Genomic DNA, 12,134 nt, shown 5'->3' on the forward strand with positions numbered 1-12,134 from the left:
GCAATGGTATGGACCCCGCCGCCCTCGGTTGGAGTATCTTGGAAAGGAAAACAGGAGGGTTCATACCATGGAAATCAAAAGGATCGGCCTTGATCTGGCCAAATACATCTTTGAAGTTCACGCCGTCGATAAGGACGAACAGGTTGTGCTTCGAAAGACACTGAGGCGTGATGCTGTTGCTCAGTTCTTCGCCGAGTTGAAGCCTTGCGTTGTTGGAATGGAGGCTTGTTGTGGATCACATTATTGGGCGCGTGTTCTGACCGATCTGGGGCACGAGGTCCGGCTGATCTCGCCTCAGTTCGTGAAGCCCTACGTGAAATCCAACAAGAATGATCGCAATGATGCCGAGGCAATCTGTGAAGCAGTTGGCAGGCCGTCGATGCGGTTTGTACCGCCAAAGTCGGCAGAGCAGCTCGAAATCCAGGCGGTCCACCGGATCCGTCAACGGGTGGTCGCTAACCGTACGCGGCTTGTGAATCAGGTTCGAGGTTTGCTTGGGGAACATGGTGTTGTGGTGCCACGAGACATAAACCGCATTCGTCGTACCCTTTGCGAAATCGCAGACGGTCAGTCGCCAGGCTTCGGGGAGCTCTTTGTCGATATGTTGCGTGACATCCGCGAAGAACTGGCCGAACTGGATGCGCGTCTCGCTGGCTATAATCAGCGGATCAAAAGCCTCTTCCGCTCCAATGAAATGTGCCAACGCATCGGCCAGATCGAGGGGATCGGCCCAATTACCGCAACGGCACTGGTCGCGGCGATCGGCGACAAATCGTGCTTCAAAAATGGCCGTCAGTTTGCTGCTTGGCTGGGCCTAGTCCCGAAGCAGCACTCAAGCGGTGGCAAAGCACGACTGTTCGGCATCAGCAAACGGGGCGACAGATACTTACGAACGATGTTGATCCACGGAGCACGCGCCGTCCTGGGGCGCTCGGCCGGAAAAACTGACATGCGCAGCCGTTGGATCAACCGGATGCGAGAACGGCGTCACCCGAATGTCGTTGCAGTCGCGCTGGCGAACAAGAACGCACGGATCGTCTGGTCGCTTCTGTCACGTGATCAGGAATACCGTCGGGAACACACCGTCTGAGCCGGATCACGAAAGACCAAGCCGAGGAGGGCTGAAAGGAATATTGCAACATCTGCCAGGAGATGGAAAAGGGTCACGCCCGTTGCTTCTCGAACCTGATGTGTGGATCGGCAAGGTCAACATCGATGCCTTAGGGGCGATGAGGGGGAAGCAAGCGGAAATCCATCGGGGCTCGCGGCTACGATATATCGGGCCGCCCTTAGAAGCCGGATATACATCAGCAATCGCGACCTCGAAACCAGAACCAAGCAGACCGTTGCAATTAGGCGGGGTCCATATACATCCACACAGGACAAAGCTGTCATCAAAGCTCGAAGCTCGTGCTTTCGATCTCATCCCAAAAGTTGCCGTCCAGCTTGCTGGGGGGGGGGGGTGCCAATTGCAGGCCCATGTTCTGTGCGCAACGAAAGGCCGGATCGATCCTGTTGCCAGACATTTGCCAGCATGGTTTGTCTTGAATGCAGGCAAGTACGGGTCCTTATGAGTCATCGTACGCAATGCTGCCGATCGCCAATGCGATCGCCGGTTCTGAATCTTGGGATAGGGACTAAACCCGATTCAATGCGAATGCCATGGAACTGGCGCCCGCCTGGCTGCAAGGTCAATTCCAGAGTGCCTGTCTCCAGATTGCCGGACATCTCGTAGTCGATATTTAGTTTTGTCGCACTCGCAAATGTGACTTTCGTTTTGATCGGGTTGGCGGACTTATATGTCGTCTTCCAGTCAAAATGAACAGCGCCGTTGCGCAAGCTAATCTCGACACTGCCCCACATGCTCCACTTGCCGATCCAACTGCGATAGGGGTCGCATTTTGAACAATAGTCCTTATCTTTCACGGGCAGCTCGGGCACCCTGTAAGGTGGGGCGCCTGAGCGCGCCAGGGCTTCGCGGAAGCCGCGCAGTTCAAAGAGTTTCTTGGGAACGTCGGCAACCCTATCGCATTTGCAGGAGACATATTCTCCATACAATCCCGTCAAGGATTTGCCAGATCTCTCCCACTCTTCGGCAAGAGTCTTGTATTCATCCGACTGTTCGCGCCCTTTCCTCTTCAGCCCGGCCCTACGGCAAGCAAGCTCCTGTATCTGGCGTTCCTTAAGATCGAGGTGCTTGATGAGAAAGATGCAGGTTCCCGCCGTGCATTGATTTGGTTTGGCGGTACCAAGGGGAGCAGTCTGGACGCCTTTCTTTCGGCTTTTCTCCCGAATTTTTGAAAGGGCTCTTTGCCTTGGATCGCAGGGCGTAACCGAAAAATTAGAGGTTCGGAGTTTGAACCCCCACTTGATTTTCTTTTGGCTCGTCGACGGATCGAAACTTCCAGCGACTTTGCCAGAATAGGCCTTGAGGTCGTCCTTGCGTGAACAGGTGCAGCCGCTGGCTTGCAATTCCAAGACAACTTCCCCCTTGGCAACGTTGAGATCGACGGTCAGCCGCTCGCTACCAAGATTGCACAGACCGGTGGTCGTGCTCGAGACGACGCGTTTGGTACGGTTGACGAGTTGCATTTTCTTGAACAACTGGTCTAGCGCCTTGTTGGCAAGTCTTTCAGCGTTCGCGTCAGTTTCGCCCAGCGCTTTGAAATGATCCTTTGTTGATTTCCACGCCTTTTTCGGCCCGGCTTTGACAACAAAGTCGGCCAGACTGCGGGAATTGGCAGCGTCCTTGATCAATCCAACGATTTCCGCCGTTTTCGCCGCCCCGCCAACGGCGAGGATTTTGCTGAACGCCGAGACCATTTCGTTGCCGAATCCCCACAAGATCGTGTTTGTCTTCTCCTCTCTGATGCGTCTCGTAAGCTGCAACGACGTGGTCTTGTACGGATAACCTTCTAAGTTGTCCGACGTGACCCGCCTATTCCCTCCTGCGGCAGAGGCAAGTTTCTCGAGGGCAGTGAAGAACGTAACATCGGTTGAGTCGTCTGCCCGCACAGGCGCAGCGATCAGAAGCATTGCTGAAAAAGTGGCTGCAACAATGACCCTGAATAGATGCGGGAGAAATCGCTCTTGATCTCGAAAGAACATGACATTCTCACCATCTAGAATGATGCCCGACAGGTGTGGACATGTGCCACACTGCCTGACTCTTGATAATAGCACTCAAGTCTGCCGAATCCTAATGTGCAAAATAGGCGTTTGCACAAACGGAGCTAACTTGTTCAGACACAGCAGTCTTTAAACACTTCCTTTGCTAAGTTGGTCCGCAACCGCGGCCGCCTGGTTGAGAGATAAACTGAAGTTTTGGGTTGTGACAGGGAGCGCCCAAATTCGCGCAGTGTTCCCAAAGCTCAACGAGGGCGGCTGTCTGCTCTACCACCAAGATGCCGAACCTGTGGTAATGCGGCCTCCAGTAATTTGGGCTCTCACCGGCCATTGGAGCCGGTGCTACTTCGCCCCAGCGATCACTGATTTTAGCGTCGCGGAGCGGCCCATACCTGCCATTTACCGTGTCAGTTCATCGTCGCAGTGTGCCCATCATTTCGGACATTCGCCGCAGTTGCACATTCTCGACATCAGCGGGTTCACGTTCCGTCATGCAGAGTCTCGATGTTCCTGGGCATGCATCAACCTCTGTTTGCGGCGCTCGACGTGAAGTGGCCGGTGCATGCGGGCACCGGCCAATGGTCTAGGAATGGTTATTCCTCGCCCTTATCTGGACTCTGTTGCTCGTAGGCCTGCAGCATGGTTTTTGTATACTCCAACGTGTTATTCGTCATCTCCCCTATCCCCGGCCATGCGAAGATTGGTTCATCAAGCATGATTTCTTCGTCGAACCCGATACCAAGCGCTTTTGCAACTGCTCTGGCCTGGACTGGTTCTTTTTCCTCAGGCCAGTAGTTCGTCTCAAAGGTAACCCAAACGCCGAACTCTTCATCATAGCTTATCTCCGCCAACAGTGCTCCAATGCGCTCACCCGCATTTGCCGCATCATCCAAAAGTGCGCTGCGGATCAGCAGCGTGACGTTTTCCTCGCTCAGCTCAAGTTTGAGGCGTTTATCGACCACGGTCACAGTCGGTTCGCCGCGGCGGTTTTCGTTCGCTTCGAGCAACGGTGTCGGAGGCTCATCCTTGTCTGACAGCCAGAAGGGATCGCTGTAGATGTCTACTGGAGATGCGCCGCACGAAGGGCAGTGCCACAGATTTACAGCAATCTGTTGCCCGGATATCTCTGAATTGCAGTGAAGGCAAAACCAAGTGTCCGACTCGATACGGCCACTGTCTCCTCCACCAAACAGAGGATGACAAACAACACCTTTTGCATCCGGCTTTGTGGAACGCCGGGGCCAGTCAGAAGAAATTCGCGCCTGAACACTCTTTGCTTCGGCTTCTCCAATCTCCAGTGCTTTTTGCAGGATATCGGGTTCGTTCAGTGGGCACTTATTCGCAAAACGTTCGTCGATTTCCACTATCGGTGAAGCATTTGGCGCTTCGGGAATTCTGATAGTCCAGCCTTCTCCCTCTATATTAACGTCATCCTGCCAAATAGAGAGCGTATAGGTAGCGCCGCCAATCGTACCGCATCTGGGCCCTTCCGGATCGCCAAATAGACGCACAGAACCGCCAAGGTCTTGGTGCGTACCGTTTGCAAAGGGGTTGCTTTTCTCAACCATCCTTTCCACCGCGGCAATGCAATCATCTGTTGGGCTCCAGCCTTTCTTCTCTTGCGCTTTCAGTTCAACCCAGTGTGCGTGCCCTAATTCGAGGGCAATTGCATCAAGGGCTTTCGCCTGAGGTATTCGGGTCGCGCGTGCGTAACGCTTTGCTAGTTTCTTTACAGTGGTAATGTGTGAATTTTCGGTCATGATTCATTTCCAATCAGATCCGACTAGGTGCCCGCTGCTAGTCAGACCCTGCACGCGGCAAGATTTCTGACTGTATATAATGAAGTTGACGCAGCATCGCTTCGCGTGGCGGGCACACCGGCCTGCGTTATGGCCTGATATCAAAATGTATCAAACTTCCATGGGTGTCAACGGCCCTTTGCGGTCATCTACCGAGGGTCATTGATGCTGCGATGCGGCCCGTCAGACCGGACTTTCGCTGCAACCGAAAAATCCGGTGGTGGGCGAATTCACACAGTGCCGACTCAACTGCCATTCGTTGTCCACTGGCAAATTTCTGCTTTGCCGGTGAATTGCAAATCAGACGCCCGAATAAATCATAGGAGGCCGCCGAGGAACGCGCCGAGCAGATACCAAACATCCAGTCGGCGCGTCTGTGCTTACATGCCTTCGGATTTCCAACGCGCCATGATGTTGTGCGTTTCACGCGTAATCCGGCTGGCCTTATTGTCGCATCCACCATAGTTGTGGATGCCGACCACCTGACGGGCATTGTCTTGGCGTGAGTATTTCCAAACTGGGCCACCACTGTTCCCGCCAAACGTGTCGATCATGTATTCGATACGATTTTTTCGCACATTTGTAATTCGGCCAGCATTGTACCATTGCGTTCCGACACCCTTATCGGCGGGATAGCCCGCATTGTTGACCAACAGGTTCTTAAGCCGATCACTCTCCAGCGCGGCAAATCCAAAATAGCCGACAGTGGATCCAAGAGGTTGGGATTTTGGCAGGATGATGCTGCCATAGTCGAATTCTGGATCCCCTTTTTCCGTCCAGCCGCGCACGGACCGGAAAGTAGAGCTACTGGCTGTGCCAAACGGACGATGCCGTCCGTTCATTCCGGGAATGACCTGAATGGATTTGGCCCACCCGCCTGAGCGGTTGGAAAACACACAATGTCCCGCAGTCATGACCGTGCGCGGAGAGATGAACCAACCCGTTCCAACATATTGACCACCATCGCCCGCAGTGATCAGCAATTTCGCGATCATGCGCCATGGCGGCGCGGTTACAGTGTTGATTTGAACGCGATCATCCGGCCCACAAATGCTCTCGGCGCCAATTTCGCCGCCGTAATGCACATGAGCCGCGTCGCGCATCGCATCCCAATCGACGGGCAGAGCGGATTCCTCTGTTGTTCCGATCCCGTCGATCATTGGCCCCGTCAGATCAAATCCGGGTACGTTTTCAAGCGACCCACCGCCGTGGGTGCTCAGATCAAACCCGTGTTCGATCAATGGCTGTTCATCTTCCAGTGCGGCCTCGGCCGCGTCTAGGAGGTTCTCTTCGCTCGTATCTTCATAGGACTGGTCGGAATCAGTTTCAGTTGATCCGTCTTCGCATCCGCTGGATTTGCGGGATTTTTTAGCCGAACGGGCGTTCGAATTCCGGTCCTCTTCAAAATCACTTGTCATTGTTCTTCGCCTTTTTGAAAAATAGGAGTGACCGCGCCACCTGTCGACGGCGCGGTCTGAGAGTTATGCGGATTTCATGCAGCGATAAGTGGCGTAGACCTGTTTAATCGCCGTTCCCCATTTTCGGGCCTTGATGGCAGCAACCGCCTTTAATAGGGTCGGCAGGCATTTGCGGTATTTCCGATATTTGCGAAACTTCGCGATCAATATCTTGACCAGACGCTTCGCTTTTTTTTCCAAATAGCCGATGAACGGCCACCCCCACTCGGGCATGTTTTCTGCTCCGACAACGCCGTCAGCGAAATCCAAAAGCGTGTGGCTACCGGCGCTTTCGGTTCCGGATGTGCCTAGATCGGTGCCCTCAAGGGCCGCATCCAACTCGTCCAGATCGCCCGCCGCAACGGATTCATCCAGATCGAACATCTCTGCGACTTCTGCGAATTCCTGGTCGATATCGGCCAGTTCTAAATCTGCAGTGCTTGTCGAAACACTGGTAGTATTTCCAACGGGTTCATAATCCATGTCAGTTTTTCCTTTTTGAAATGACGCGCCAGTTGGCTGGCGCATACACTTGGCAATAGTGCCACTGCTGTTTCTAAGGAGGCGGCGTCAGGGCCTTCGTCAGCCAAGCGTCAGCAAAGCGTCAGGACACGGGAAATGGCGGTTTTTCGTACAATCAGATGTAGAGTAAGGTGGATCTACAAGATCAATTTTAGACAACAGGAGTTGAAAGATGTCTCAGACAAAGGAATTACAATTCACGCCCAAAACCTATGGTGCGCTGGTGGTGTTTGGCCAGTTGATCAATGAATTGACGACTGATCCCATTAGCAATCCAAACCTTACCCCATTAGGGGGCGGACGATATAAGATGAGTGTCGAGAATTTCAGCAAAGCAATGATCAAGGGTCTAAAACTGGCGGCGACGGCCTCTGGTGGTGCGGACCCTGATTTCGTGATCCGCGCAGACGTCAAGGAAATCGAACTGGTGGAGCGTCGGTCGGATGTGTTTGAGGTGCTTTTGCCAGAGCCCAGTATGATGCAAAATTCGGGCGAATCGTTGCGAATCCCTTCTGTGTACGGGTTGGTCGACTATGCAAGTGAGATGCCGCTGGGCGAAAATTCTGCGGCATTTGTCGACTACCCGGTACCATCAGCTGATTATGACGTGTTCCTACATTCTTATATGGCCGCCTATATGTGCTCTCAGTGTGCCTGATTACGTTGCAACTGGTCCGCGTCGTGCAGCGCGGCGCGGGCCAAAGACACGCACCGGCGAAAATGCTCGGCCTGCTGCGGATTTGAGATCGGAAAACACGCCAAAAGCCAGTTCGCGATTGCATCTGCGGATGGTGGGCTATCAGGCACCCATGCCGCACGGGCAAAGTTTTCGAACGCCTTCCATTCCTGCGCGGCCTCAATTGGCCGATCAAGGACGATCAACGCCGCTGCTTTCCAGGCTGGGATGTTGATGATCGCCTTTCCGGCTAGATCTGCATTGGCCACACAACCGGTATAGTTGCCCAACACGAAATCTATCGTCGCAAGGTATCCCCAATGTGGTGGCAATAAATTCCAGGCATCGCTTTGGCAGTGTTGCGCCAATTGCCGCGCCTGATCCGCTTCATCACAGAATGCAGCGCCAAGAGCGGCAGACAGAATCGCCCAAAGATCGTTCGGATTGCACTTCAATGCCATGTCGAATGAACACATGGCCTGGCTTGTGTTGTGCAGCAGGCAATGGCTCCAGGCGCGGGCAAGATGTGCTCTGCTGTCTTCGGGGTCGAGGCTGATGGCCCGATTGGCATGGTCAACTGCATCCATCAAAAACGCGTGTTCAGGCACGATCCCCGGCATTGCCAATTGTCGGCTATTCATCAACTGGGCCAATGCCGAATGGGCGGGTGAAAAATCCGGATCAAGTCGGATACAGTTTTCATACAATCTGCAGGCTTCTTGCCATGTGTCGGGACGAAACTGGTGCAGTTTCGTCTGACCCTTGATCCAGAGATCAACCACTTGCGAATGGCTGGGTTCGCGGGTCATCCGTTCCAGACGTTTGCGCGAGATCGCAGCCGAACATGCAGCGGCAATCTGTCCGGTCATATCGTTCTTTTGACGAAACCAGTTCGCGGCAATATCACCCAGCCGATGGCCTATGACGACGGACCCATCTGCCATCTGGGTTAAATGCAACGTCACGTTGACATGGGACTGGTCGGCCAGCGTGGTACAACTCAGCGTGTAATCCGCTTTGCCAGAATGAAATCTGCCATCAAATATATCGAATTCGCGAAAGCTTGAAAGACAAGCAATCAATTCAGTGCGGAACAACTCGGCAATCCGATAGGCAAGACTGTCAGTCGCTTCGCCCTTGATCGCGGTAACGCAGATTGCACATTTGCCTTGCGTGGGAAGCACCGCAACACTGGAAGGCCCGGGAAGATCACCGTCCGACGTCTTGACTTGTGCTATCAGATTCTGGGTCTCAAGGCTGGGTTCCATCCCGTATTCTTCGTCCAAATATTGCCAAATGCGGCTATAGATGGACAAGGCAGTCCCAACGTTTCCGCCCGCTGCATGCGACGCGATCAGGGTGCGTGCGGCAAGTTCGTGGCTTGGATCTAGCGAAATCAGGACTTCGGCGGCGCGCAATCGGGCGACCTGGTCAGGCCCCTGCAACAAAGCTGACAAGGATGAGACAAACCGGGTTTCCCACTCTTGCGCGTTGAGTTGCACCCAGCTTTCATAAACGGGATTTCCACTAGGCAACACATCGACAATCCTTTCCGAAATCGAACGTGAAGAAAAAAGTTTCTCAGGTACGTTCCCTAGTGAAAGCTGTTCGCGTATTTCCACGATATCCACTGCAACACCCTGGCCCAACGCAATTTTGTCATCCTCAGGTATCAGGCAACCCGCCAGCGGTCCCAATTCCTTGCGGCACTCATATACGGCCTGCCTCAGATTACGCAGAGCCGTTGATCGGTCGGCTCTGTCCCATAACAACGAGGCGACCCGCTTGCGAGTTTCAGTAAGGTTCTGGTTCAGGGCGAGAATGGCAATCAATCTACGGCTGTTCGCACTAAGCCGGGTGTCCTGCCCGCCCAACCCCCACCTAAACCGATCAAGGATTTGCAGCTGATTGTTTGACGTTTCTTCAGTCATTCGGTCCACAAGGAATATCCATCATAGCGCTTGGGCAATTCTATAGGATAAGCGACGACGGCTCGCCCGTTCGGGCCAGACAAGTTTATTTGGGACAGGGTGACACCAGCCGCCCTTAATTGATCCGCACATTCCACTGAAGGTGTGCTTCCATCGCCTGTCACCTTCGGAGCTGACGGAGTTAGCAAAGGCAAATGGGTCCGCAAATCGAGGCGGGCGCAATCGTTTGTTCCACGCAGCGTGTCGAGCGCATGTGCGAATTCCATTTGAGTCAATTCTCGGATGGCTGCTCGTGTGGCAGCGCCGCGATCTTCGCCAGCGGAAACTCCAAAAAGCACATCCTCTCCGCACGGTGTCCAGGCAAGGCAGACCGCGCCCAACCCCGGCGGGGATAAATCGCAAAGCCCGATTGGCAGGCCAAAAGGACGTTGCCATTCCTTCAGTGCCTGGCTGGCCGCGGCAGTCATAAGATCACTGGGCGCGGCCGCAGCGCGTTCCCCGGCGAGCCAAAGCGCCGCTGCATATCGTTCCAACACTTCCCCAGTTGCGCGGGCTGCGGCCACCGTCCGCACTTCATCTGCAGCTGCAGCTGGGGGCTGTCCTTTTCGCCATAGATCTGGGCGTAAGGACAATGCCGAGCGTTCCGCCCATTCTGATCGGCAACGTTCTCGAGCACGTTCCAATTTAAATGCAACGCCGGTGGCACTGATGTCGGCTCCATTGCAGCCCTGACCGCTCCAGGCGACAAGCCATAATCCAGGCGCCGTTGGAACAGGTAGTTCCGCCGTGGCGGTGGCGATTGGTTGGGCGAGTACGCGCGTGACTTTCGACAAATAGAAAGCTCCAAATGTGCAGGCGTTGTGCCGCGTAAACACTATAGCGCGAAAATGGCCGAAAAGCTTTAGATCGCCTTGTAGTTGAAAAGAAGTGGCCAACAAAAGTGTGGTATCCTTGGCATGGCGTCCTAGAAAAATGCATCTGTGTGGCAGCGGCTTTGTTGCGCAAATACCGAAGGGGGATTCATCTCGTGAATCCAGCGTGGTATCTGGTCTGCATGAGCAGACCCATCCCGCCGAGCTACAAGACCAAGAACTGGCCAGCCTACAACGAAACGCTGAAGCAACGTGGCTCCCTGACCATCTGGTTCGATCCGGACATGGTCTGGGTGCCGCCGCCGTCAGGCAAGCGAGGTCGGCAGCCGCAGTATAGCGATGCCGCGATCCAGGCATGCCTGACGATGAAGATCCTCTTCGGCATGGCCCTCCGGCAGACGACAGGCTTCGTCGAGAGCCTGCTGCGGCTGGTCGGCCTCGACTGGTCGGTGCCGGATTTCAGCACGCTAAGCAGACGCCAGAAGATCTTGGCCGTGAGCATTCCCTACCGGGGCTCGCAGGGGCCCCTGAACCTGCTGATCGACAGCACCGGCATCAAGGCGGAGGGAGAAGGCGAGTGGCACGCGCGAAAGCATGGCGGTGCGAAGCGCCGTCTATGGCGCAAGATAGACATCGGCGTCGATGAACAGACGCTGGAAATTCGAGCCATCGAGATCACCGGAAGCAACATAGGCGACGCGCCCATGCTGCCCGAGTTGCTCAACCAGATCCCCGCCGACATGGAGATCGGCTCGGTCACTGCAGATGGTTCTTACGACACGCGCAAGTGCCACGACGCCATCGCCGACCGAGGCGCCCATGCCGTCATACCACCGCGCAAGAACGCCAAGCCCTGGAAGCCATCGACGGCCGGTGCGATCGCCCGAAACGAAGCACTGCGCGCATCGAAATACCTCTGTCGCGCGATCTGGCGAAAATGGGGCGGATAACACCGCCGAAGCCGCGCCGAAACGAAAATGCATTGCGTGAAGCTGCTGGGGCAGAGCCTCATGGCGCGCAACTTCGATCGTCAGGTCGCCGAACTCCAAGTCCGCGCCGCCGTCCTGAACGGCTACACCGCGCTCGGCATACCTGTCACCGGGCCCGTGGGATAAGTCCGTCTGGGGAAAGGGGAAGTCTCGGCTTCAACCTCTTTGCGCAACAAAGCCCTCAGCAACGATACCCTAGTGACATCTGCCTTAACCAAACGCAGCAATCTGTTCGATGTCAGAGGGTTCGAGAGTGCCAAGTATGGATCTGATCGCCTCTGGGTCAGGGAATTCCTCGGTGGGCTCGGTTGGAACTTCGGTTGTCGCACGCGCGGCTAGCACGTCGGCGGTGTAAGGGAAGCGGAGTGCCAAAATCGTCCAGCGTGCAATAATATCGAAGGAAATGTCCTCTGCCGCCGTCAGAATGTACCCTTGCCGGAATGTCAGCGCATTGATCAAACGTTTGATCGCTCGGGGATTGCCGTCAAAGACCTCCGTATAGTCGAGTAGGACCTTGTTGCATGGGTCGCCGATTTCGGCGAGAACGTGCGCCCTGTGATTTTCATGGGAGCGTGTGATGCCGCATAAATTCAACGCTGGTCGGCGCGATAAGTTTCCCAAGGCGAAATACGCGGTGACCAATTGGTCGGATTACAACGAGGCTCTGCGCCGTCGCGGTGACGTGACGATCTGGCTTGAGGATGGGGCTGCCGGGAAATGGTTTGCGCCGAAGCGAAAGGGTCGCGGTGGTCAGCCGAAATA

General features: G+C 54.9%; 8 protein-coding genes and 2 pseudogenes. 4 read left to right on the forward strand and 6 right to left on the reverse strand.

The features are described from left to right. Positions 1 to 67: 67 nt before the first annotated feature. The gene (locus tag ABJO75_RS02270) at positions 68 to 1,090 is read left to right on the forward strand and encodes an IS110 family transposase (RefSeq protein WP_348132265.1); all 1,023 of its coding nucleotides are present in this window, start codon (positions 68 to 70) and stop codon (positions 1,088 to 1,090) included. A gap of 485 nt (positions 1,091 to 1,575) precedes the next feature. On the opposite strand, the gene ABJO75_RS02275 is transcribed toward ABJO75_RS02270, so the two are convergent. The 4 genes from ABJO75_RS02275 to ABJO75_RS02290 all read right to left on the reverse strand — a co-directional run bounded on the left by ABJO75_RS02275 (position 1,576) and on the right by ABJO75_RS02290 (position 6,910). Then, positions 1,576 to 3,108 carry a hypothetical protein gene (locus ABJO75_RS02275; protein ID WP_348132268.1) on the reverse strand — a complete coding sequence of 511 codons (1,533 nt, stop codon included), beginning with the start codon at positions 3,106 to 3,108 and terminating at the stop codon, positions 1,576 to 1,578. A 611-nt stretch (positions 3,109 to 3,719) separates the two neighbouring features. After that, positions 3,720 to 4,886 carry a hypothetical protein gene (locus tag ABJO75_RS02280; RefSeq protein WP_348132271.1) on the reverse strand — a complete coding sequence of 389 codons (1,167 nt, stop codon included), beginning with the start codon at positions 4,884 to 4,886 and terminating at the stop codon, positions 3,720 to 3,722. A gap of 419 nt (positions 4,887 to 5,305) precedes the next feature. Continuing rightward, a complete protein-coding gene (locus ABJO75_RS02285; RefSeq protein WP_348132274.1) occupies positions 5,306 to 6,343 on the reverse strand; it encodes a trypsin-like serine protease in 1,038 nt (345 codons plus the stop codon). Between the two features lie 63 nt (positions 6,344 to 6,406). Further along, positions 6,407 to 6,910 (reverse strand): hypothetical protein, encoded by a 504-nt coding sequence (locus ABJO75_RS02290; protein ID WP_348132277.1) that lies wholly within the window; start codon positions 6,908 to 6,910, stop codon positions 6,407 to 6,409. A 166-nt stretch (positions 6,911 to 7,076) separates the two neighbouring features. Here ABJO75_RS02290 and ABJO75_RS02295 point away from each other — a divergent pair, with 166 nt between their 5' ends. Then, positions 7,077 to 7,562, forward strand: coding sequence for a hypothetical protein (locus tag ABJO75_RS02295; RefSeq protein ID WP_348132279.1), 486 nt, complete (start codon positions 7,077 to 7,079; stop codon positions 7,560 to 7,562). On the opposite strand, the gene ABJO75_RS02300 is transcribed toward ABJO75_RS02295, so the two are convergent. Continuing rightward, the gene (locus ABJO75_RS02300; RefSeq protein WP_348132281.1) at positions 7,550 to 9,511 is read right to left on the reverse strand and encodes a BTAD domain-containing putative transcriptional regulator; all 1,962 of its coding nucleotides are present in this window, start codon (positions 9,509 to 9,511) and stop codon (positions 7,550 to 7,552) included. The genes ABJO75_RS02295 and ABJO75_RS02300 overlap by 13 nt on opposite strands. 1,054 nt (positions 9,512 to 10,565) lie before the next feature. On the opposite strand from ABJO75_RS02300, the pseudogene ABJO75_RS02305 reads away from it, so the two are divergent. Beyond that, positions 10,566 to 11,498: pseudogene (locus ABJO75_RS02305) on the forward strand (IS5 family transposase). Positions 11,499 to 11,582: 84 nt separating this feature from the next. Here the strand turns inward: ABJO75_RS02305 and ABJO75_RS02310 are convergent. Further along, positions 11,583 to 11,831 (reverse strand): hypothetical protein, encoded by a 249-nt coding sequence (locus ABJO75_RS02310; protein ID WP_348132284.1) that lies wholly within the window; start codon positions 11,829 to 11,831, stop codon positions 11,583 to 11,585. 118 nt (positions 11,832 to 11,949) lie between these two features. Between ABJO75_RS02310 and ABJO75_RS02315 the strand changes: the two are divergent. Then, positions 11,950 to 12,134: pseudogene (locus tag ABJO75_RS02315) on the forward strand (IS5/IS1182 family transposase); the annotation flags it as partial.

This window comes from Sedimentitalea sp., from assembly GCF_039973035.1.
Lineage (GTDB): Bacteria > Pseudomonadota > Alphaproteobacteria > Rhodobacterales > Rhodobacteraceae > Sedimentitalea.

Coding starts and splice junctions, on each gene's coding strand:
- ABJO75_RS02270 (WP_348132265.1), top strand. CDS start 68: ATGGAAATCAAAAGGATCGGCCTTGATCTGGCCAAATACATCTTTGAA.
- ABJO75_RS02295 (WP_348132279.1), top strand. CDS start 7,077: ATGTCTCAGACAAAGGAATTACAATTCACGCCCAAAACCTATGGTGCG.
- ABJO75_RS02285 (WP_348132274.1), bottom strand. CDS start 6,343: ATGACAAGTGATTTTGAAGAGGACCGGAATTCGAACGCCCGTTCGGCT.
- ABJO75_RS02300 (WP_348132281.1), bottom strand. CDS start 9,511: ATGACTGAAGAAACGTCAAACAATCAGCTGCAAATCCTTGATCGGTTT.
- ABJO75_RS02290 (WP_348132277.1), bottom strand. CDS start 6,910: ATGCGCCAGCCAACTGGCGCGTCATTTCAAAAAGGAAAAACTGACATG.
- ABJO75_RS02280 (WP_348132271.1), bottom strand. CDS start 4,886: ATGACCGAAAATTCACACATTACCACTGTAAAGAAACTAGCAAAGCGT.
- ABJO75_RS02275 (WP_348132268.1), bottom strand. CDS start 3,108: ATGTTCTTTCGAGATCAAGAGCGATTTCTCCCGCATCTATTCAGGGTC.